This window comes from Kaistia defluvii (genome assembly GCF_026343955.1).
Taxonomy (GTDB): domain Bacteria; phylum Pseudomonadota; class Alphaproteobacteria; order Rhizobiales; family Kaistiaceae; genus Kaistia; species Kaistia defluvii.
This window is the reverse complement of sequence record NZ_JAPKNI010000005.1, coordinates 248,784-271,077: the sequence shown is the minus strand read 5'-3', so window position 1 is coordinate 271,077 and position 22,294 is coordinate 248,784. Positions and strand designations below refer to the sequence as shown.

Genomic DNA, 22,294 nt, shown 5'->3' with positions numbered 1-22,294 from the left:
TCTCTCCCCACCCAAAGCCGGCGAGCGCGGCTTTGGGTCCCTCAAAACTCAGTGCGGCAGGCGCGTGTTGACGGGACCGGCCGGCAGATCGTCATTGGCCATCACGTCGGGAACCGCCCAGTCGCTGCGCGCGGATTCCGCCAGCACCAGGCCGTGGCCCGGGCGGTCATGCGCATGGATCCAGCCGTCGCGGATCTCGAAGGGCTGCTCGACCAGATGGTCGAAATTCTGGAACGAGTATTCGAGCCATTCGACCTCGGGCAGGGCGATCGCCATGTTGACGCCGATCTCGAGGAACGAATTGCCGAGGCTGACCGGGATGCCGTGCTCGGCCGCCAGCCAGCCGATGCGCATCACCTCCGACACGAAGCCGTGCACGTTGATCATGTCGGTGCCGCGCGCTTCGATCAACTGGCGCTTGCCATGGGCGTCGAAATACTCGCCAGAATTGACGAGCGTGAACGGGCAGCCCTGGCGGATCATCTTCAGGCCCTCGAAATCGTAGCGAAGGCAGGGATCCTCGATCCACAGGATGTCGAAACCGGCATCCTTGATCTTGTTCATGTTGCGGACCGTCTGCTGCGGCGACCAGCCTTCATTGGCGTCGATCATGATCGCCTCGGGCTTGCCGACGGTCTTCACCAGCAATTCGAGCCGGTGCAGGTCGCGCTCGATGTCCGGGTGGCCGACCTTGATCTTGAAGGATTTGTAGCCGACCGACGCCGCATGCTCGAACAGGGCGCAGAAATCCTCGTCCGACAGGTGATAGTCGAGGCCGCTGGCATAGGCCTTCACGCGCGACTTGGTGCCGCCGAGAAGCTTCCAGAGCGGCATCTTCACTTCCTTGGCGGTCAGGTCCCACAGCGCCTGGTCGACGCCTTCGCCGAAGGGCAGCGAGGCGCCGCGGATGTTGCCACCGCGCGGGCGGCGAACGCGGTGGACGAGCCCCGCCGGCTCCTGGCCTTCAAGGCCCGGCCAGATCTCGGCGCGGAAGATGCGCTCGATCTCGGCCTGCGACGGCAGCGGGTTGAACAGCGAGGCGCAGAAGCCCAGTCCGACCAGGCCGGTGTCGGTGATCAGCTCCAGCGTCGCGACATGGGCATGGGCGATGCGGACCTGACTGTCGCCGATGACACGGTCGCGGGCGAACTGGAAACGGACAATTCGAAAATCCACGATGCGCATGCTATGCTCGCCTAATCGATCAAATGAGAGTGTTGATATGTCACGTAACCGATCTGATAGATCAGATCCGATTGTATCGCAAGACGCCGGCGCGCCCGAGCCGGTCGAGCGGGTCGCCGACAGTGTCACCGTTTCGTTGAGCGAGCTGGCGTATGAGCGTATTCTCGACATGCTGTTCGGACGGGAATTGCCGGCCGGCGCCTTCGTCTCGCAGAACGATCTGGTCAAGCTGGTCGGCGTGCCGGTCGCGCCGTTGCGCGATGCGCTGCGCGTGCTGCAGACGGAAGGATTGCTGACGATCCATCCGCGCTCCGGCATCCGCTTCATGAAGGCGGACTTCGAATTTGCGCGGAATACCTATCAGTTCCGCTCGATCCTGGAGCGCCCCGCGGTCCGCGTCTTCGCCGAGACGGCATCGCATGAATTGCTCGATGCGATGATCGAGCGGCATCATCGCGGCATCGCCGAACTGGAAAGCAAAGGCTTCACGCCGGCGATCGCACCGGAAATCGTGGCGATCGACGCGGCCCTGCATTTCGAGATCATCGGCGCGTTGGGCAATGTCCTGGTCGGATCGACCTATCGCCGCGTCCACAATTATCTGCAGCTGATTCGTCTCGATCGCACGCTGACGACGCCGATCGTGCTCCGGACCCTGCGCGAGCATCTGGTGCTGCTGGAAGCCTGCAAGGCCCGTGACGCCGACGCCGCCGAAGCCGCGTTGCAGACGCATTTCTCCAACGCGCTGCAGCGGACGCTGGGGATTTTCTAGCTCTCTTTGTGGGCTTGGGACCGGCGCTTCGAGACGCCTACCTTGCGGGCGCCTCAGCCTGTTTGGGGCCTGAGGGTAGCAAGACCCTCACCCCAACCCTCTCCCGCGCGCGGGAGAGGGGGCTGACCTCGGCCAGCCTCGCTGTCGACATCACCTAGGCCGAAAAGCCCTCGCCCGCTTGCGGGAGAGGGAGGGGTGAGGGGCTTGCTTACCTTCGACTGGACCGCGTTTCGCGAGCGAGAATCGCGACAGGGCTATTCTCAACTCGCCTTCGTCACCCAGCCAAGCACGTTCTTCCAGAGCCGCGCATAGCCCGGCCATTCGACGAAGCTGTTGGGCAGCCAGTGCGGGCCGATGTCGGAGGTCCAGGCGACGCTGCGGCCTTCGCCGAACTCGCCCGCCACCAGCAGCGGATGGCCACCCTCGGACTCGGGCAGGCGGGCCAGAAGCTCGACATCCGCCCGGTCTCGCAGCTTGACCTCGTTGGCGCCGAGCAGCAGCGGCCATTCGCCGTCGAGGCCGGCAAGCAGCGGATGCGCGCGATTGCCGACGATCTCGGCGCGGAATCCTTCCGGCACCTCGATACGGTCGTCATGCGGCAGGCAGGTCACGGGCAGCGCGTCCTCGACTGCCGTGCGCGCCCAGCGGCCGCGCCCGTCAATGCCCTGGAAGGTCAGGTAGCCGCCGATCATGATCAGGCCGCCGCCCTGGCGCGTCCATTCGCGCAGCAGCTTGACCCGGTTCGGCATCGGCTTGCCCTGCAGCCAGACATCGGGATGCAGCAGGATCGAGTTGGAGCCGATATCCGACAGGATGATCGCGTCATAGGCGTTGAGCCCCTCCATCGTAAGGGGCAGCTCGGTCGGCACCTGATGCGCCTGCATGTAGGTGAGTTCAAACTCGCTTCCGGCCAGCGCCTTCACCAGCGGCTCGGCGCCGAGATGGAAGGTCACGCTGCCGAACTGGTCGAAGCCCTTGTAGTGCGTGGCGCTCGACATCCAGCTTTCGCCGACGAGCAACACCTTCTTGGCGGTCATTCTCTTCCCCTTTGATGCCGCCCTCAACGGTGGAGCGGCTTGACGGAACTGCGGATGATCAGTTCGACGGGAAGCAGTTCGGTGACCGGCGCCAGGGTATCGCCCTTGATCAGGGCGAACACCCGTTCGACAGCGCGCCGGCCCAGCGCGGCGACGGGCTGGCGGATGGCCGTCAGCGGCGGATCGAACAGTTCCAGCGGACCGACATCGTCGAAGGCGACGACGGAGATATCCGCCCCGACCTTCACACCCTGATGTTTAAACACCGTGAGCAGGCCGAGGACAATCTCGTCGCTGGCAACGAAGATGGCGGTGGGGCGGGGCTCGAGCGCCAGAAGCTGGTTCGCGGCGTTCCGGCCATGCTCTGACGAGTAGGGGCCCTGCAACTCCGCCACGACCGTGACCGAGCCATTCGCCTTGGCGATGGCGCGGCGGAATCCGCCGAGACGGCCCCGGCTGCTGGAAAGCCCGGCCGGCCCGCCGACATAGGCGATCCGGCGATGGCCTTTGTCGATCAGGTGCGAGCCCGCGAGAAAGCCGCCCTGGTCGCTGTCGGCCATGATCGTCGGCGCGGTCGCGCCATCGATGTCGTCATCGACGAGCACGACGGTGTCGGAGCCCTTCAGCGCGAGGGCGAGGGCGGGATCATCGCCATTGTTGGTGACGAAGAGCAGTCCGTCGACATGGCGCCCGGAAAGGCGACCGAGATAGTCGAGCTCGCGATCGGTGCGGCTCAGCGTTGGGCAGAGCAGGAGGCCGAGCCCGAACTCGGCAGCCGCGCGTTCCACCTCCGCAGCCAGATGGGCGAAATACGGGTTGGCAATATCGGGAATCACGAGCCCGATCGTCTCCGAGCGGCCTAGGCTCAGGCTGCGCGCATGCGGGTTGGGCTGGTAGCGCAGCTCCCGGATCGCGGCGTCGATGCGGTCGGTCGTCGCCCTCGGCAGCTTGATGGAGTGGTTGAGATAGCGCGACACAGCCGCCACGGAGAGACCGCAGGCTGCCGCGACATCCTTGAGCGTCGCGTTCCGTCGCGCAGGTTCGTCCTGCTTCCCGGTCATCTTGCCCCCTGGCGGCTACCGAAACGGCCCAGCATGTCTCGCCAGATTGTCATGCCGCCTGACGGGAGCATGAATTGTGACGGCCCCTGTCAATCAATGACTGTAACGCTTCCAAGTTGCATTGGCCAATCGTTCGAACGGCTGTGTTGCTGCGGCACAAGGCAAGCTTGGCCAGGCGCGCCGCTGCAACGCAGGGTAGTCGTCGCGTGTCCCTTCACCACGTCGCTGCGTGACGCTGGATCTCATTGCGGTTTCGGAATTTTTACGAAGGCGACCGTTCCATCTGGGGCGCCGGGGCTCGCGAGCCAAAAGAGCGCGCCGGCCTGCTTGCAGGCCTGCGGAACGACATGGCCGAATGGCGGCGTAGCGATGTGACGCCGGCTCTTGCACGGGTGGGAGCCGGCGTGCCGGCCGATTCGCCATGGGGGAGAAGACCCTCTCCCGGCGGCCGGGAGAGGGCTGAAGCTATTGTCAGGCCGCGACGGATTCGCCGAAGGCGGGGATCGTCGAGGCGATCTTGTCGCCCGTGAAGTTGGCGACCCAGCCATCCGGCGAGATGAACAGGCGGATGCAGGTGAAGTTCGGCTCAGGCCCCATGTCGAACCAGTGCATCGTGCCGGCCGGGACAGAAAGCAGGTCGTCGCGGGTGCAGACCACCTGATAGACCTTGTCGCCGAGATGCAGATAGAACGCGCCAGAACCCTCGACGAAGAAGCGGACTTCGTCCTCGTCATGGGTGTGCTCGTCGAGGAACTTGGTGCGGATCGCCTGCTTGTTGGGATTGTCCGGCGTGATGCGCATCACGTCGATCGTCTGATAGCCCTCGGCGGCGGAAAGCCGGTCGACCTCGGCCTTGTAGGCGGCGAGGATGTCTTCATGGCTGGCGTTGGCGGCGAGTTCCGCGCCGGCCTTCCAGCGCTCGAACAGCACGCCGACCTTGTTCAGTGCGGCCGCGATCTCAGCCGGGTCGGACGTGACGAGATCGGGATTGGCTGGATCCTTGTCCGGATAGATGGTCAGTGTGGTCATGGCGTGAACCTCCTGTAGGAAAGCTCGAATTCGAACAGCGTTTCGAGCGCTTCGAGATGGCGGGCGGCCTCCGCTTCGGTGGCGCCCCATGCATAGAGTCCGTGTCCGGCGAGAAGATAGCCGGGTGCGAGAATGGCGTCACCGGCCGGCTGGGCCAGGCGGGCATCGACCCGGCCGGACAGGGCGGAAATGTCCTGGTCATTGGCGAAGACGGGAATTTCGACGACCGCCTCATGCGTGCGCACGCCGGCAAGCGCCTTCTGCAGTTCCCAGTCTGTCAGCCGCAGCCTTCCTTCGGGCGCGGCGAGGCGGGACAGCACGGTCGCGGCGGGGCTGTGGACATGGAAGATCGCGCCGAGGTCGGGGCGTTTGCGATACAGCGCGGTGTGCAGCTCGGCCTCGGCCGAGGATCCGGGCAGCAAGGGCACGGCCAGCGGCTGGATCAGGATGTCGGCAGGCTGAAGATTGCCCTTGTCGACGCCGGAACGGGTGATCGCGATCGTCTCGGCATCGATGCGGACGGAGAAATTGCCGGACGTCGCCGGCACCCAATGGCGAAGCGCCGCGGCGCGGCCGGCGGCAATGACCCCCGCCACGGCTTTACCCAGGGCGCTGTCGTCGCTGGCGGAACCGGCTTCGGTCTTCAAGGAAATCGTCTGCGCCAACCACGCTACTCCGTCAAAAAAAGGCGATGCCGGCATGGGCTTCAGCCGGCCGACCGCCACCATACTAACTAAAACGCGCGCGCAAGCATGGGGTAGATCAAATTTCCCATTCCGGCTTGTATAAAGAGAAAATCCTTCGTTCCTCGCCCGTCAGGGGTCGCGCTATCAGAATTATATTGCAACCGTGCCATCTGCTGGCACGCGTTGCCGGGTCAAAGCCGTCCGGATGGACGCGAGGGAGAGACAAGTATGAAACGTTTCGCAATCGGCCTCGCCGGAGCGGCTCTCATGGCCACCAGCCTGCTGGGCGCACCCGCATATGGCGAGGGTATCGCTGGGGCGCCCGCTCCCTTCGACAAGGGCGGCGTCAAGGTTGCGCTGGTCACCTTCATTTCGGCCGGCGACTTCTTCCAGGCCTACCAGGCCGGCGCGCAGAAGCAGGCCAAGGCGCTCGGCATCGACCTGCAGATCTTCTCCGGCCGCCAGGACGCCGCCGCCCAGCGCGAGCAGGTCGAACAGGCGATCAATCTGGGCGTCCAGGGCATCATCATTGACCATGGCCAGCCGGAAGCGCTGAAGGACGTCGCGCAGAAGGCGCTCGACGCCGGCATCAAGGTCGTCGCCTTCGACGTCGACCTCGGCAATCCGGCCATTCCGCAGGTCGAGCAGTCCGATCATGAACTGGCCAAGGCCGCGCTCGGCCAGGCGATCGCCGACAACGGCACCGCCTTCAACGCCGGCTATGTCTATGTCGCCGGCTTCGCGCCGCTCGACCGCCGCAACGAGATCTGGGAAGAGACCAGGAAGGCCAATCCCGGAATCGTCGAGAAGGCGCGCTGGGGCGCGGTGAACGACACCACCGCCTCGTCGACCGCCGACCAGACCAAGGCCGCCTTCCAGGCCAATCCCGACATCACCGTCGTCTTCGCGCCCTATGACGAATTTGCCCGCGGCGTGAAGCTCGCCACCGACGAACTCGGCATCTCCGACAAGGTGAAGATCTATTCGGCCGACGTTTCGACCGCCGACATCACCGAGATCGCCGCCGAGGGCAGCCCCTGGGTCGCCACCGCCGCCACCAACCCGGCCGTTGTCGGCGAAGTTTCGGTGCGCGCCGTCGCCAAGTTGATCGCGGGGGAAGATCCCGGCCACAACATCATTGTGAAGCCGGTCCTGATCACGCAAAAGGATCTGCGCGACAATGCCATCAAGACGGTCGAGGATCTCGACGCCAAGCTGCCGGCTTTCGGCAAGAGCGACGCGGCGAGCGCCAGCTGGATCCCCGTCGCGACACAGTAGACGAATGGAAACAGACCTATGAACCTGCCCATGCGCAGCAAGTTCGGCAAGGCGGCCCTCGGGGCCGCTTTTGTCGTGATGGCGGCCACGGCCGCTCAGGCGGCCGAGCCCGTCCTGATCTCCTATGAGGCGGCGCCTTCCTCCGGCTTCGAATTGCCGAAGCTGGACCAGGCGACCTATGCGGTGCGCGCGGCCTTCGCGCTCCAGGCGCTGACCGACATCGTGCCGAAGATCGCCGCCGCGGCCGGCGTGCCCGACTCGAAGATGGTGAGCGAGGTGACGCCCGGCGGATACCTGCTCAAGACCAACGCATCGCTGCAGACCATGGCCGATCTCGACGACGAGGCGGCCGATCGCTTCGCCGCCAGCCTCGGCTATGTCTTCCGCCAGTACAGCGTGCTGATTTCGCGCCTCGACGATCCGAGCGGCCAGACCGATTTCGTCAAGGTCACCTTCCCGCGCGACAAGCTCGACTCGGCCGTGGCGCAGGCTTTCTTCGAGAAGGCGGCCTCGGTCGACAAGGGTCTCGGCGGCGGCTACACGGCCTTTGGCGACGACCAGATTTTCCTGAACGTCACGGATTCCGCCGGCAAGCCCTATAGCGGGCTCGACCACGCGGCGTTCCTCGCCGGGCTGGAGAAGGCTGCGGCCGAGTTCGAGCCGGTGAAACCCACCGTCTCCAACAATGGCAAGGCGGTCGCCCGTTTCGTCGAGAATGACTGGGCTGCGAAGCCGGCCGGCGAGGACTATATCGCCCGTCTCGGCGGCGCCGGATCCGATCTGGTCAAGAAGCTCGACGCGATCGAGGCGGACTATGCCGCCCTGGTCGGCGCGGCTGCCACCCGCTACGGCTGGAAATAGCCTTTCCGCCAACGCTTCCCCGGGAGGGCGGGCCATGCTCGCTCTCCCGGTTCCGTCTCATGCTTCACGTCGCGCTTTCTGAGCAGGTTCCATGTCGCTTCCCACGCCCGCCGGCTACTACGCCCTCGACAATCATTCGGTCCGCACGTTCCTGAACGATCTGCGGGAGATGCGCGCCAAGCTCGGCGGCGCACCGGAGAGCTGGGCGGTCGAGGAAGTCGGCGACGGCAATCTGAACCTCGTCTTCCTGGTCGACGGGCCGGACGGCTCGGTCTGCGTGAAGCAGTCGCTTCCTTATGTGCGCGCGGCGGGCGAAAGCTGGCCGCTGCCGCTCGACCGGGCGTTTTTCGAGCAGTCCTATTACCGGGCGGTCGGGGCGCATGTCGAAGGCCTGGCGCCGCGCTTCTATCACTACCAGCCCGAGCTCTACGCCTTCGTGATGGAGCGCCTCTCGCCGCATATCATCCTGCGGCGCGGCCTGATCGAGGGGCGGCGCTATCCCCATGTCGCGCAGCATGTCGGCGAGTTCGCCGCGCGCTCGACCTTCGCCACCTCCGATATCGGCGCGACGATCGAGGAGAAGGCGGAATGGACGGCGAGCTTCGCCAGGAACACGTCGCTGATCCGCATCACCGCCGAGGTCGTGTTCTCCGATCCGCTCAGCGAGTCGCCGCGCAATCGCTGGACCAGCCCGCAGCTCGACGGCCTGGCGCGGGAATTCCGCGCCGATTCCGCGTTGAAGGGCGCCGTCGCCGATTTCGGCTGGCGCTTCCTCACCAGCGGACAGGCGCTGATCCATGGCGATCTGCATACCGGCTCGGTGATGGTGACCGAGACCGACACCAAGGTCATGGACCCGGAATTCTCCTTCGTGGGACCGATCGGCTATGACGTCGGCGCCTTTCTGGCCAATCTGGTGATGAACTATCTGGCGCAGCCCGGTCATGCGACGGCCGCCGATGACCGCCGCGAGCAGGCCGACTGGGTCCTCGACCAGGTGCCGGTGTTCTGGAACACGTTCAAGACCCGCTTCCTGGCGCTCTGGGAGACCAGCGCGCGTGGCGATGCCTATCCGGCGACGATGTTTGCCAACCCGTCCGACGCAGCGGTGCTGGCGGCCCGGCGCGAAGCCTTCCTCGATGGCGTGTTCGCCGATGCCGTCGGCTATGCCGCCGTCAAGACGATCCGTCGGGTCCTGGGCTTCGCGCACAATATCGATTTCGAATGGATCGCCGACCCGTCGCGCCGCGCGCCGCTGGAGAACAGGGCGGCGCAGCTCGCCCGCAAGTTCCTGCTGGAGCCGGGGAGCTTCCGCACGCCGGAGGATATCGTCGCGGGCGCGAGGGCGATCTGAGGCCGACCGCGCGGCGGCAAGCCTCTGCCGCGGCTGGAGCTTTCAGCATGGTCGGCGGAGGCAGGCGATCCAGCCGCAGGTTCGAGCCCGCGGCTCGGCGTCCAGCGAGCGGGGAACCGGCCAGGCCCTGGCCTTTGGCGGCGAGCCAAGTTGCAGATCGTTCGCGGGCCGGGGGGGCGCCGCGACCATCGGCCATCGCGGGGCATGGTCTCCGCGCGAGCGCCCGGCCCCGGCGGCGCCATTCAGCGCATCGAGAACAGTTCCTGGTGGAAACGTTTCTCCACGGGGAAGCCATGCGAGGCGAAGTCCCGTCGCAAGGCATCTCCGAAGCCCGCGGGCCCGCAGAACCAGATGCTCGCCCTGGCCCAATCGGGCACGGTCGCGCGGATGCGATCCCCGCTCAGCCGGCCGTCCCGGGCATCGATCAGCAGGTGGAGCCGGATGTCCGCCGCCCGGGCACTGGCCGCCAGTCGATCCAGGGCCTCTTCGTCAACGTCGGCCGTACTGTGGAACAGGTCTACCTGCACGGCCCGCCTCGTCGTTCCGGCGGGAGCAAGGGCTAGCTGCTCCATCCGCGCGATGAAGGGGGTTATGCCGATGCCGCCGGCGATCCAGATCTGGCGATCGGCGCCATCCTCGAAGATGAACCGGCCATATGGGCCCTCCAGGCGAACGGGTTGGCCGATGCGGAGCCTGTATCGCAGCCGCGCGGTGTGATCGCCCAGTTCCTTGGTGATCAGGGTGATCTGCCGTGTCGTGCCGTTCCAAGCGGAGGCAATCGTGTAGGGATGGGGCCCTTCCGCCGGATCGGACGTGGCAAAGGCGAACTGTCCGGCCATGTGGCCCGGCCATCCCTCATCCAGCTGGATCTGGGTCTCGAGCGTTCGCACACCCGGAAAATTGTGGAGGCCGACGATCCGGCCGCTCACGCGCCTGTTGGCTCCGATCCTGTCGGCCAGCGCCAGCACGGCCGCGATCGCGCCTCCGGCCATCAGCAGGGCCGTCATCAGGCCCAGCGGCGTGGCCCAATACTCGTAGGTCATCAGGAAAGCGGCGTGGAGGACAAGGACGAGATAGGCGATCGCGATGAGACGATGTGTCTTGTAGAACCAGCGATAGGGAAAATAGCGCAGCAGCGCGAGAACGATCAGCGCCACCGAGGCGTAGAAGGCCCATTCGCCAATACCTTCGGCGAAGCCGCGCTGGCTTGCCAGGAACGCCTTGACGGGATCGGTGATCGGCACGCGTGGCGGCCGCGCGCCCCGCTGCAGCCAGCCGAGGCTAACCGCCCAGCCGGGGCCTCGCGACCATAGCCAATGCAGGACGGATAGGACCAGCGCGGCGATTCCCAGCCATTTGTGCAGGCGATACATCTTGTCGAGGCCGCCGAGCCGGTTCTCGGCAAACTGTGGTCTCAAGGCCAGCAGCATGGCGACGCTCATGAAGCCGATCGCCAGGATTCCCGTCAACTGGACCATCGTCGTGCGGAACGGCAAGAACCCCGCCGGAAAGAGGATCGAAGGGTCCGCCAGCAGAAACAGCAGGACGAGCGCTCCGGCGATCACCCAGAATGCAATCTTGATGCTGCGCATCACGCCTCCAGCCGAAAGCGATGTGCCTGGCCTGCCCCGCGACGCCTTCGGGTTCTACTGATCTCGGTACGTCGCGGCGCGACGGTGCGCGCCACGGCTTCCGATACTCCTAGCATGGGTACGGTCGTGCCGATCCTCCGGAATATCCCGTAGTCGCGCGCGCCAGATAGGATATCGACCGTGGGGCGCTTTGTTTCCTGCTCGTGCGCCTGCGGCTAGCGCTTCTTCTTGCCCAGCCCGAAGGTCAGCGCCAGCGCGCCGACCAGCACCACGCCCTTGACGAAGTCCTGCGTATAATAGGGGGCGTTGAGCATGGTGAGGCCGTTCAGCAGCACGCCGACGAAGATCGCGCCGAGCACGGTGCCCAGCACATGCGGGCGGCGCTTGTCGAGGACGGCGAAGCCGATCAGCGAGGCGGCGACCGCGTCGAGCAGCAGCGAATTGCCGGCCGAGACGTCGCCGCGGCCGACGCGCGAAGCGACGATCAGGCCGCCCAGCGAGGCCAGCGTGCCGGAGAGCACATAGGCCCAGAGGCGATAGGCCTTGGTCGGCGCGCCCGCGAGATGCGCCGCCGTCTCGTTGCCGCCGATCGCGTAGAACACCCGGCCCCAGCGCGTCCGCTCCATCAGGAACCAGGCGAGGATGGCGACGACGGCCATGACGATGACAGGGTAGGGCACCGTGTCGAACAGGCGCCCCCGGCCAAGGATGAGAAAGGCAGGATCATAGGCGCCGGCCGCCGTGGTGCCGTTCGGCAGCATCATGCCGGCGGTGATCGAGCGGCCGCCGGTCGGGATCAGTTGCAGGCCGGCGAGCAGGAACATGGTCGAAAGCGTCGCCAGCAGGTCCGGAACGCCAACGCGCACGATCAGCAGGCCGTTCACCAGCCCGATGAAAGCGCCCATCAGCAGCACGAGGCCGAGCGTCTCGAAGGCGTTCATCTGCAGCACGACCATGGCGTAGCTCGCCGCCATGACCGAGGAGGCGGCGACGCTGCCGACCGACAGGTCGAAACCACCGGCCGACATGGTGATCGAGACCCCGACGCCGAGGATCGCGACGACGGAGACCGCCTGCAGGATGGAGAACAGATTGGCCGAGTTGATGAAGGCCGGCTGGGCCGACCAGAAGCCGACCAGCATCACCGCCAGCAGCACGAAGAGCGCATATTTGCGGGCGGTTTCGGCGAAGGTCGAAGCCGGCTTCGACGATGCGGTGGCTTGGTCCGTCATGGTGTTTGTCCTGTGCCGTCGGCGCGGGTCTCGATGCTCTCGACGCTGCCGATCACGGCGGCGAGCGATTCATGACTACCGTCGGCCTCGTAGAGGGAATGGTCGCGCATGACGAGGATGCGGTCGGCAACCTCCAGCGCTTCTTCGGTGTCGCTGGTGGCGATCAGAGTCGCCGAACCGGACTGGCTGTTGCGGATCGCGGCGATCAGATCGGCGCGGGCGCCGACATCGACGCCCTGGAAGGGTTCGTCGAGCAGCAGCAGCCGGCAGGGCGCCGCCTGCCAGCGCGCCAGCACGACCTTCTGCTGGTTGCCGCCCGAAAGCTGGTCGAGCGTATCATCGGGGCCGCGCGCCTTGATGCCGAGGCGGCCAATGGCGTCGCTTGCGACCAGGCGTTCGCGCGTCTCGCGCAGCAGGCCCAGAGGGAACCAGCGCGGCAGATGCGGCAAGGCGATGGTGCCGGCGATCGACGCGCCGGGGATTTCGGGCGGCAGCAGCGACGAGGCCCAGCGGTCTTCCGCCACCATGAACACACCGTTCTCGATCGAGCGGGCAGGACCGTTCGAGAGCCACGGTTTGCCGTCCAGCGTGAATTCGCCCTCGGCCAGCGTTTCCAGCCCGAACAGCGCGCGCAGCAGGCGGCTCTTGCCCGAGCCCAGCGTGCCGGTGATGGCGACGACCTCGCCGGAGCGGAGGTCGAGATCGAACGGCCTCGCGCCGGGGATGAGGCGCGCCCGCTTGACGGAAGCGAGGATCGGCGCGCTCGATACGGTGCCGTCATGCAGGGCGGCGTAGAGCGTGCGGCCGATCATGGCGGCGACGGCGGCGGAAAAATCGATCGGCTTGGCGAAGGAGGCGACGACCTTGCCGCCGCGCAGCACCACGGCGCGATCAGCGATCGCGGCCAGATCGCCGGTGCGGTGCGAGATGTAGAGAATGGCGATGCCGCTCGCCTTCAGCCGGCGCAGCACCGAAAACAGCCGCTCGGCCTCGGTCGAGGACAGGCTGGAGGTCGGCTCGTCCAGGATCAGCACCGACGCCTTCGCCGCGACGGCGCGGGCGATGGCGATCAACTGGCGTTCCGCCGGGCGCAGGTCGATGAAGTCGCGGTCGAGCGGCAGGTCGAGGTCGATCAGCGCGGCGATTTCGGCGGCCCGCTTGCGGGTCGAACGCGGCGAGACGAAGAAGCTGCCCGTGCCGCAAAGCTCGTTCAGCGTCAGGTTCTCCGCGACGGTCAGCCCCGCCGCGCCGGCCTGGTCTGTCGCCTGATGCACGGTGGCGACGCCAGCCGCCTGCGCCTCGCCCGGCGAGGCGAAGGACACGCTCTGGCCGTTCAGGAGGATCGTGCCGGCATCCGCGGAGATCGAGCCGGAGAGGATCTTGACCAGCGTCGACTTGCCGGCGCCGTTGGCGCCCATCAGCGCGACGATCTCGCCAGCCTCGACAACGAGATCCGCGCCCGCAAGTGCCCGCGTCGGGCCGAACGATTTTTCCAGTCCCGATACGGAGACGGCGATTTTCTTGGGCGTCGAAGATGTGGGCAAGGCGCTAGCCGGTTCCAGTTTTGTCTTGTCGCCTCTCCAAGGGGAGAGGACGGCCCATCGGGCCGGGTGAGGGTTTACGGTGTTTCCGGTGAGGCCGTAAACCCTCACCCGGCGGCTTCTTGGTCCACTTCTCCCGCGAGGAAAAAGGCGAAACCGCGCCTAGCCGCCATACTCCATGATCGCCAGGCCGGCATTGTAATCGGTCGAATAGATGATGCCGTTGGCGTCGACGAAGAGATCGGCCGACTGGATCACGCGCGGGCGATTGTCCCGCTTGTCGACCATGCGCTCGGGCGCGGCCGGCACCAGCGCGCCCGTCTCCTTCGGCTCGAACGGGTTGGAAATATCGAACACCCGTACGCCGGCATTCTGGTAGGTGGCAAAGATCAGCGTGTCGGAGACGAAGCTGCCGGGCCGGTTCTCATGCAGGTTGTGCGGGCCGAAATGGCCGCCCTTGGCGGTATAATCGGCTTCGGCCGGCGTTGGCAGCGTGGCGATCGAGATCGGGTTCGCCTTGTCCTTGATGTCGAAGATCCAGGTCCGCTTGCGGCCGTCTTCCTCGTGGTCCAGCACGGCCTCGTCGGCGACGATCAACAGGTCGCGCTTCGGCAGGGGCAGGGGCGAATGGGTGCCGCCGCCGAAGGGCGGCGACCAGTTTTTGTGCGTGATCAGCTTCGGCGCCGACTTGTCGGCGATGTCGAGGATGGTGAGGCCGCCATCGCGCCAGCAGGCATAGGCGGTGTCGCCCTCGACCAGGCTGTGATGCAGCGCATAGCGCCGGCCCTCGCCCCAGTTCGGGCTTTCGCCACCGGCCAGATGCATGCCGGGGATCCACCAGCGGCCGGCTTCGACCGGCCGGGTTGGGTCCTGAAGGTCGACGATCATGAAGATGTAGTCGCTATAGCCATCGACCAGCGCCGAGACATAGGCGTAGCGGCCTCCGACATACCAGATGCGATGGATGCCGACGCCCTCGACCGGGAAGAAGCCGATCTGGCGCGGTTCTGTCGGCCTGGAAATATCGTAGATCGCCATGCCGGCCGACCAGTTGCGCGACCCTTTCGCGCCGCCGGCCGTGCCGACCGTCTCGCCGACCGACCTGGTGTAATAGACCTTCTCATCGACCGCGAAGGCGGCGTCGGCGAACAGGTCGCGCGCATGGATGACGAGCAGCAGGTCGTCATGCGTCTGCAGGTGGATCGTCCAGGTGTTTGGCGGCGCGGGAATGAAGGTGGTTTCGCCGGGATTCTTCGGGTCGCGCACGTCGATGATGGAGAAGCCCTGCGACCAGGGATGCGCCACATAGGCGAAGCCGCGATGCACCATGACCTGCAACGCGTCCGGCCGCCCGCCCTGGTCGGAATGGCCGATCAGGCGAATGTTCTTGGCATAGTCGGGGGTCGGAAGGGTCATGGTCTTTTCTTCGTCTTGGCGGAAGGCGAGTTCACGGGTGAAACCCTCCCCTTGAGGGAGGGTCAAATCCGCCTTGGCGGATTTGGGGAGGGGGTACTTCGGCGAACCGCAGCTTTCCCACCCCGATGTTTCAAGCGCCCCTCCCCAAAAGTGCTTCGCACTTTTGACCCTCCCTCGAGGGGAGGGTTCAGGCTGAGTGTGCTTCTTACTTCGAGGCCGGGATCCAGTCCTTCTTGGCAGCGTCGCTGTCCTTGAAGGCCGGGAACTTTTCCTGCAGCTCCTCGATCGTCTTGATGTCGTTGTCGACCAGCGTCTGCTTGGTGACGAGAGTCGGCTGGATCAGCACCGAGTGGCCGGGGTCCTGGCCGGCGATCAGCTGTGCCAGGGCGCGCACCGAAACCTCGCCGACGACCGCCGGGTTGGTGGCGGCGGTGGCGACCCAGGGGCTGTTCGGCTCGCGCATGGCCTGGATGTCCGAGGTCGAGATGTCGACGCCGTAGATCTTGACCTTGTCGGCGACGCCGGCCTCGTCGATGGCGAGCTTCACGCCGCGGGCGAACTCGTCCCAGGGGGTGAAGACGACGGAGAGCGTCGGGTTGGCGGCGAGCACGGCCTTGGTCTGGTCGGCGACGGAAGCCGGGACGCTGTCGTTCACGACGCCCCAGGTGGCGACTTCCTTGATGCCCGGATACTTCTGGCCGAATTCCTTCCAGACGGCATAGCGGCGGTCGAGCGGCGCGAAGCCGGAGACGTAGACGGCGCCGCCGTCAAAGGTCTCGCCCTGCTCCTTGACGGCCTGCTCCAGCACCAGGCGTGCCATGTCGGCGTCGGACTGCTCGATCTGCGGGATCTTGGCGTTGTCGAGATTGACGTCATAGGCGACGACCGGGATGCCGGCGTCGAGCGCCGCCTGGGCGACGTCCTTCAGCGCTTCGGGCTGGCCGTTGTTGATGACGATGCCCTTCACGCCGAGATTGACCGCCTGCTGGATCAGCTCGCGCTGGGCGTTGATGTCGTTGCGGGCCTGGGAGAGATTGGCCTCGACGCCGAGCGCATCGGCCTGGCGCTTCACGCCGGCCTCGAACGCCTGCAGCCAGTCGCCCGAGCCGAGGAAGCTGATGACGGCGATCTTGACGCCGCCCTTGTCGAACGGCGCCGGCGCGCCGGCGATGCCTTCGGCGAAAGCGCCCGAGGAGAGCGCGGTGAGGCTCGCAGCGAGTGCGAACGAGAGAAGCTTCTTGCCCATATCCATACCCCGTCAGTTTCTGAACGTCGCTCGCAGCAGCCGAGGCGACCGCGAACGGTGCGCCGGCCAGGTCGCCGCAATTCGCTGCCAAGCTAGCGTTCCGCCGATGGGCATAAAGAAAAGCGATTTCAATTCAAGCGGGAATCTGGGTCGTTTGTTGCAGCAACCGTTGTGCCGGGCTGCCAAGCCGGCTTCCGGTGGGGAGCCGTCCCGCTAGAGCGCGCCGGCGACACCCCGGCCGCCGATCCAGACGGCGGCGAGATTGGCCTTCGAGGCCGTGTAGACGATCTTCTGCAGCGCGTCCTCGTCGCTGTCGATATCGTCCCAGACGCGCATCGTGCCGCCCGGCGCGTCGGGATCGACGAGGATGGCGTCGAAATGGTAGCCGGGCGCGAACTGGCCGACGGGAAGGTGGAGCGCGTCGCCGCCACCGGCCGTCGCCAGGTGGAACGCGATGTCGAAATCGATGCGCGAGCCGGGGCGGCCGCGCGTGCCTTGCGGCAGCGCGGGATCGACGCCGGTCTCGAGCATGTGGGAGGCGGCGATGGCCATGCGCTGCGCCTCGATCATCGAGGCGGTGGGGCCGCCGGAAATGTCGGTGCCGAGACCGACGCGCACGCCTTTCGCCAGGGCTGCACGCAGCGGGAACACCGAATTGGCGAAATAGGCGTTGGAGAGCGGGCAATGCGCGACGCCGGCGCCCCGCGCGTGGATCAGGTCCATGTCGCCCTCGGTCAGGAAGTTCGAATGCGCCAGCACGGTCCGGCGCGTCATCAGCCCGAAGCGGTCGAGCGTCTCGGCGTCGGTGCGGCCGAAGCGGTCGAGCACATAGCCATGCGCCCAGTCGCTCTCCGAGCAGTGGGTCTGGACATGGCAGCCGCATTCGCGCGCCAGTTCGCCGAGCCCTTCCAGCAGCGGATCGGTGCAGGAGGGCACGAAGCGCGGCGTGATGACCGGATGAACGAGGCCGTGGTTTTCCGGGTGCGCGGCCACATAGTCGATCAGCGACTTCGTGCCGGCGATGCCTTCCTCGGCCGAGCTATCGCGATAATAGTCGGGGCATTCGTCGGGATTATCCATCGCCACCTTGCCGACCAAAGCGCGCTGGCCCTTTTCGAGGCAGATGTCGACCAGCGCCTTCGAGGCCTCGACGTGCTGGGTGGCGAAATAGAGCGCCGTCGTCGTGCCATTGGCGATCAGGTCCCCGACCAGCGCGGAATAGTGTCGCCGGGCGAAGGCGAGGTCGGCATAGCGCGCCTCGAGCGGGAAGGTGTGCTGCTGTAGCCAGACTTCGAGCGGCACGTCGAGCGCCTTGCCGAGCTGCGGGTATTGCGGCGCGTGGATGTGCAGATCGACGAATCCGGGCAGGATGTAGCTGCGCGGCGGCGCGACGATGAGCGTTCCCGCCGCCTCCGCCGCCGTGCGTGCCTCGGCATGGGCGGCGCTGCCGGCGGCGACCACCTTGGCGATCCGGCCCTCGCCGTCGATCTCGACCAGCGCATCCCTCAGGATCTCGATCTCGCCCAATATCGGCGCATGGCAGAAGGTGCCGGCGATCGTTTTGTGGCGGAGATCGGTCACGGGTCGGATCCTGTCGTAGGTCGTCGGGCTCAGCCGAGGCTGCGCTGGCGCAGCGCATGGGCGCGGGTGCGGAACTCGCGGCGGATTTCCGCCTCGTCTATACCCGCGACGATGCGGTTTTCCATCAGCATTCGCCCGTTGACGATCGTATGCGTGACGTCGTCGGCACGGCTCGAATAGACCAGCGCGGCGGCGGTGTCATAGACGGGCAGGCTATGCGCCTTGTCGAGGTCGACGACGATGACGTCGGCCATCATGCCCGGCACGAGCTGGCCGGTCTCCGGCCGGTTCATCGCCTTGGCGCCCTGCGCCGTCGCCAGCTCCAGGATCTCGTGGGTCTTCAGGAACTCGACGTCGTTGGTCTTGTCCTTGTGGATCAGGCCGGCGAACTTCATCTCCTGGAACATGTCGAGCGTGTTGTGGCTGGCGGGGCCGTCGGTGGCGAGGCCGACCGTGATGCCGTGCTCCAGCACGCATTTGAGCGGCATGGTGCCGGAATTGAGCTTGGCGTTGCAGCAGGGGCAATGGCCGATCTTGACGTCATGCGCCGCCAGGATCTTCATGTCTTCGGTGTCGAGCTGCGTGCAATGCGCCGCCGTGATGTCCCCCTTGAGGAAGCCGAGCGATTCCAGCCAGCGCACCGGCGAGGTGCCGTAATTCTCGGCCATATAGGCCATTTCCTGCGTGCCTTCGGCGAGGTGGGTGTGGATGGGCACGCTGTAGGCGTCGGCCACTTCGCGCGTCAGCCGGTACATCTCCTCGCCGCAGGAATAGGGCGCATGCGGCGACAGGCCGATCTGCAACAGGCCATCGCGGGTCTTGTGATGCTTGGCGACCAGATCGCCGAAATTGTTGAGTGTCTTCCACGACCAGTCGGTGATCGGCGCATAGAGGCCGCGATCGGCGAAGCCATAGCCCAGCGTCGCCCGCAGCGGGATCTTCTTCAGCGCCTCGATCTCGGGCTCGACGGCATAGGCGTCGAAGTGCTCGTTGAAAGTGGTGATGCCGGATTTCACCATTTCGACGAGGCCGGTCAGGCTCGCCCAATAGAGCGTCTCGGGGTCGAAATTGCGCTTGAGCTGCCACATGGTCGAGAGCCATTCGAACAGCTTCACATCCTCCAGAAGTCCACGCAGCAGCATGTTGGAGGCGATGTGGGTGTGGCTGTCGCAGAAGCCCGGCATGACGGCCGACAGCGACGCATCGACGACCTTTCGCGCGCCGCGGATATCGACCTGATCGGCCGGGCCGACGGCGGCGATGGTGTTGCCGGTGATGGCGACGACACCGTTCGCGATCGGCTTGGCGCCGCCCATCGGCAGCACGGTGCCGTTGATGATGGCAATATCGATGGTCATGAAACGTTTAACCTCGGGATCATGCAGGATGGACAAACGATCGCCATCGGCCGGCGGGATGGCACGATGGCGGAACGAAAGGGGGTTCAGGCGGCGCGTTCGGCGGTGCCGAAGGTGACGCCCTTCTCCTTCAGCCAGCGCCGATAGGCGACCGAGGAGATGTCGGCACGCGTCGGGATTTCCGCACGCGGTTCGAGAGGCAAGAGGCGCGGGCGCTGGTTCTCCAGGATGATGCGATCCTGCAGGAAGATCAGCTGCTGGAAGTGCACCATGCTGGTGAGCGTGCTCTCGTCGTCGATGATGAACATCACCGGATGGGCGCGGCAGCGGTCATGATCGAGCGGCTGCACGAACAGGCAGATCACGTCCCAGCGGTTGGCCGCCGCGGGACAGGTCTTGTAGAGCATCGTCTGGAATGGCGCGGCGACGCGATACATGTACTGTGTCATGATTCCGCCCGAGGCGGACAGCGCCGCCTGCGGCTGGAAAAACTCGCAATTCGTCGCCCAGACCTCGTCGACGTCGCGGCGGATCTCGGTCGTGTAGTGACGCACTTCGGTGTGCGGCTCGGCGCCGAGGATGTCGGTGTGGACGAAGGGGAAATGCGCCATGTCGAGGAAGTTCTCGACGATGCGCAGGCCTGACGCGCGAACCGCGACCGCGCCGCAGACGACATGCCGGCGATCCGGCTCGTCGGCCTCGGGAATGTCGAACAGTTCGCGCTCCGGCGTGCCCAGCGTCGTCCAGACGAAGCCGTAGCGATCGCGCGTCGGAAGCGGTTCGCCGAGGGCGCCGCCCTCCAGCTTTTCCCGCACGACGATGGCGCCCGCCGGATCGCGGGAAACGACGAGGTCGCGGCCGAGCAGCCGGTTCGGCTTCGCCTCGGCCGGAATCTCGGCCGCGATGTCGATCACGTACCATTGGTCGAGGGATGCTTTTTCAGCCGGTCTTGCCATGGGCTGTCTCCTCAAGGGGCAGAGGCGGCGGGGTGTGCCGTGGAAGTGTTGCAGAAGCCTGGCCGCTCGGCCAGGCGGGGCTCATCGTTCGTCGCGGAAGAACGGCACGCCGAGGCCGGCCGGCGCGGTGAAGCCAAGCCGCAGCCGCCGCCACAGGAACACCGGCAGGATCATCGCCAGCATGGTGCCGAGATAGGGCAGCATCGACAGGAAGGTGGGCGAGATCGGCCAGTTGCGCGCCTGCCCGACATAGCCAATCGCCGTGATAACGCCGAAGAGCAGCGCGCCGAACACCGCGCCGAACGGCCGGTAGCCGGCGAAGATCACCAGCGCCACGGCGATCCAGCCGCGCCCCGCCACCACGCCATCCGACCAGGACGGCACGAAGGCGAGCGTCAGATAGGCGCCGGCCCCGGCGCCGAGCGCCGCGCCGATGGTGACGTAGCAGAAGCGGATCAGCGTCACAGGGATGCCGGCGGAATCAGCGGCAGCAGGGTTTTCGCCAACGGCGCGGACATTCATGCCGTGGCGGGTGCGGAACAGCATGAAGGAGATCACGGCCGGGATGATCAGGTAGATCAGATAGACGAGGATGTTCTGCGAGAAGAAGGCGCGGCCGACGATCGGCAGGTCGCTGAGATAGGGAACGATGATCTTCTCGAACGTCGCCTTGGCGGGCATGCCGGAATAGCTCTTGCCGATGGTGACGGCGAGGCCGGAGCCGAGCATGGTCAGCGCCAGGCCGCACAGCACCTGGTTGGCGCGGAAGACGACGGTCGCCAGCGCGAACAGCGCGCCGAAGCCGAGGCCGACCAGCAGCGCCATGACGAAGCCGAAGAACGGATTGGGGTAGAGCGTCACGGCGATGATGCCGGTAACGCCGCCCAGCGCCATCAGCCCTTCGACGCCGAGATTGAAGACGCCGACGCGCTCGGCCAGCACTTCGCCCAGCGCCGCGAGCGCCAGAACGCCGCCCGCCAGGACCGCCGTCGTCAGGATGCCGGTGATGAGTTCCATGGGATTTCCTCAGCCCGCCGCCGCCGACGCTGCCGGAACGGGCAGGGCGCGGACGAGGCGGTAATGGGCGAACTGGTCCGCAACCGCCGTGAACATCATGATCAGCCCGGTGAGCGCCAGCACGGCGGCGGTGGTCAGGCCCTGCGTCTGCAGGATGATGCCGGCGTTCAGGATGATCGCCATCAGAGCCGCGCCGGCGATGACGCCGACCGGCGAACCGCGCGCCAGCACCGCGACCATGACGCCGAGATAGCCGTAATTGTTGGAAATGCCGCCCTGCAGGCGATGCACCGTGCCGGTCACTTCCAGCATGCCGGCAAGGCCGGCGATGGCGCCGGAAAGCAGCATGATGGTGATCATGCGGCGGCGGACGGGGATGCCCGCATAGTGCGCGGCTTCCGGATTGGCGCCGGTCAGGCGGATCTCGTAGCCCCATTTGGTGTAGCGCAGCAGCAGTCCGAACAGGACCGGCGCAATCAGCGCGATGACGAAGCCCCAATGCAGCGAGCCGAAGAAATCCGGCATCTCGTATGGCACGCGGCCGGTCGAGGCGACGGTGCCGGTGGTGCGGTCGCGCCACGGGCCGGTGGCGACGTAATAGACCAGCAGCAAGGCGACGAAGTTCAGCAGCAGCGTGGTGATGATCTCGTCGACCTTGCCATAGGCACGGGCAAGCGTCGGGACGAGGATCCAGAGCGCGCCCCCGGCCGCGCCCGCGATGAAGCAGAGCACCAGCATGGCCGGCTCCGGTCCCTTGACGAACAGGCCGATTGCGGTCGCCGCGAAGGCGCCGATATAGAACTGGCCGTCGGCGCCGATGTTCCAGAGGCCGATCTTCATCATCACGGTGACGGCGAGGCCGGTCAGGATCAGCGGCGTCAGCAGCAGGCCGAGATCTTCCAGCCCGAAGCGCGAGCCGAGGCTCTTCTTGAGGATCTGGGTGCCGAGATGCAGCGGGTCGAAGCCGCAGGCGGCGAGCACGACCGCGCCGACCGCCAGCGCCGCGATGAAGCTGATGACCCGGGCGGCGAGAATACGGCGACCAGACACGGCCGAGACGCGCACGAGGCGCAGGGATTGCAGGCCGCTCAT

Annotated in this window: 19 protein-coding genes; 4 read left to right on the top strand and 15 right to left on the bottom strand. The window is 66.2% G+C overall.

Annotated features, from left to right (window positions below; genetic code table 11):
- Positions 1-48: 48 nt before the first annotated feature.
- Complete coding sequence (locus tag OSH10_RS14970) at positions 49-1,185, bottom strand: mandelate racemase/muconate lactonizing enzyme family protein (protein ID WP_266332641.1); 1,137 nt, start codon at positions 1,183-1,185, stop codon at positions 49-51.
- Positions 1,186-1,321: 136 nt separating this feature from the next.
- Between OSH10_RS14970 and OSH10_RS14965 the strand changes: the two genes are divergently transcribed.
- A complete protein-coding gene (locus OSH10_RS14965) occupies positions 1,322-1,957 on the top strand; it encodes a GntR family transcriptional regulator (RefSeq protein ID WP_266332640.1) in 636 nt (211 codons plus the stop codon).
- A 260-nt stretch (positions 1,958-2,217) separates the two neighbouring features.
- On the opposite strand, the gene OSH10_RS14960 is transcribed toward OSH10_RS14965, so the two are convergent.
- From OSH10_RS14960 to mtnB, 4 genes are all read right to left on the bottom strand, one after another.
- Complete coding sequence (locus tag OSH10_RS14960) at positions 2,218-2,994, bottom strand: glutamine amidotransferase (RefSeq protein WP_266332639.1); 777 nt, start codon at positions 2,992-2,994, stop codon at positions 2,218-2,220.
- A gap of 23 nt (positions 2,995-3,017) precedes the next feature.
- A complete protein-coding gene (locus OSH10_RS14955; protein ID WP_266332638.1) occupies positions 3,018-4,055 on the bottom strand; it encodes a LacI family DNA-binding transcriptional regulator in 1,038 nt (345 codons plus the stop codon).
- Between the two features lie 471 nt (positions 4,056-4,526).
- On the bottom strand, positions 4,527-5,084 hold the full coding sequence (locus tag OSH10_RS14950) for a 1,2-dihydroxy-3-keto-5-methylthiopentene dioxygenase (protein ID WP_266332637.1): 558 nt from the start codon (positions 5,082-5,084) through the stop codon (positions 4,527-4,529).
- A complete protein-coding gene (mtnB, locus tag OSH10_RS14945; RefSeq protein ID WP_266332636.1) occupies positions 5,081-5,731 on the bottom strand; it encodes a methylthioribulose 1-phosphate dehydratase in 651 nt (216 codons plus the stop codon). The genes OSH10_RS14950 and mtnB overlap by 4 nt, the downstream gene beginning before the upstream one ends.
- A gap of 267 nt (positions 5,732-5,998) precedes the next feature.
- Between mtnB and OSH10_RS14940 the strand changes: the two genes are divergently transcribed.
- The 3 genes from OSH10_RS14940 to mtnK all read left to right on the top strand — a co-directional run bounded on the left by OSH10_RS14940 (position 5,999) and on the right by mtnK (position 9,263).
- The gene (locus OSH10_RS14940) at positions 5,999-7,048 is read left to right on the top strand and encodes a substrate-binding domain-containing protein (protein WP_266332635.1); all 1,050 of its coding nucleotides are present in this window, start codon (positions 5,999-6,001) and stop codon (positions 7,046-7,048) included.
- A gap of 18 nt (positions 7,049-7,066) precedes the next feature.
- Positions 7,067-7,909 (top strand): hypothetical protein, encoded by an 843-nt coding sequence (locus tag OSH10_RS14935; RefSeq protein WP_266332634.1) that lies wholly within the window; start codon positions 7,067-7,069, stop codon positions 7,907-7,909.
- Between the two features lie 91 nt (positions 7,910-8,000).
- Positions 8,001-9,263: an S-methyl-5-thioribose kinase gene (gene mtnK / locus OSH10_RS14930; RefSeq protein WP_266332633.1), complete on the top strand. Its 1,263-nt coding sequence runs from the start codon at positions 8,001-8,003 to the stop codon at positions 9,261-9,263.
- A gap of 242 nt (positions 9,264-9,505) precedes the next feature.
- On the opposite strand, the gene OSH10_RS14925 is transcribed toward mtnK, so the two are convergent.
- From OSH10_RS14925 to OSH10_RS14880, 10 genes are all read right to left on the bottom strand, one after another.
- On the bottom strand, positions 9,506-10,855 hold the full coding sequence (locus OSH10_RS14925; RefSeq protein WP_266332631.1) for a ferredoxin reductase family protein: 1,350 nt from the start codon (positions 10,853-10,855) through the stop codon (positions 9,506-9,508).
- 215 nt (positions 10,856-11,070) lie between these two features.
- Positions 11,071-12,087, bottom strand: coding sequence for an ABC transporter permease (locus OSH10_RS14920; RefSeq protein ID WP_266332630.1), 1,017 nt, complete (start codon positions 12,085-12,087; stop codon positions 11,071-11,073).
- Positions 12,084-13,631: a sugar ABC transporter ATP-binding protein gene (locus OSH10_RS14915; protein WP_266332628.1), complete on the bottom strand. Its 1,548-nt coding sequence runs from the start codon at positions 13,629-13,631 to the stop codon at positions 12,084-12,086. Before OSH10_RS14915 ends, OSH10_RS14920 begins: the two co-directional genes overlap by 4 nt.
- A 159-nt stretch (positions 13,632-13,790) precedes the next feature.
- Positions 13,791-15,044, bottom strand: coding sequence for an LVIVD repeat-containing protein (locus tag OSH10_RS14910; protein ID WP_266332627.1), 1,254 nt, complete (start codon positions 15,042-15,044; stop codon positions 13,791-13,793).
- A 205-nt stretch (positions 15,045-15,249) separates the two neighbouring features.
- Positions 15,250-16,290 (bottom strand): substrate-binding domain-containing protein, encoded by a 1,041-nt coding sequence (locus OSH10_RS14905; protein WP_266332626.1) that lies wholly within the window; start codon positions 16,288-16,290, stop codon positions 15,250-15,252.
- 213 nt (positions 16,291-16,503) lie between these two features.
- Positions 16,504-17,871, bottom strand: a complete 1,368-nt coding sequence (guaD, locus tag OSH10_RS14900) for a guanine deaminase (protein ID WP_266332625.1) — start codon at positions 17,869-17,871, stop codon at positions 16,504-16,506.
- Positions 17,872-17,900: 29 nt separating this feature from the next.
- Positions 17,901-19,229: an amidohydrolase family protein gene (locus OSH10_RS14895; RefSeq protein WP_266332624.1), complete on the bottom strand. Its 1,329-nt coding sequence runs from the start codon at positions 19,227-19,229 to the stop codon at positions 17,901-17,903.
- A gap of 86 nt (positions 19,230-19,315) precedes the next feature.
- Positions 19,316-20,185, bottom strand: a complete 870-nt coding sequence (locus tag OSH10_RS14890; protein WP_266332623.1) for an aromatic ring-hydroxylating oxygenase subunit alpha — start codon at positions 20,183-20,185, stop codon at positions 19,316-19,318.
- Positions 20,186-20,266: 81 nt separating this feature from the next.
- Positions 20,267-21,202: an ABC transporter permease gene (locus OSH10_RS14885; protein WP_266332622.1), complete on the bottom strand. Its 936-nt coding sequence runs from the start codon at positions 21,200-21,202 to the stop codon at positions 20,267-20,269.
- A 9-nt stretch (positions 21,203-21,211) separates the two neighbouring features.
- Positions 21,212-22,294 carry an ABC transporter permease gene (locus tag OSH10_RS14880; RefSeq protein WP_266332621.1) on the bottom strand — a complete coding sequence of 361 codons (1,083 nt, stop codon included), beginning with the start codon at positions 22,292-22,294 and terminating at the stop codon, positions 21,212-21,214.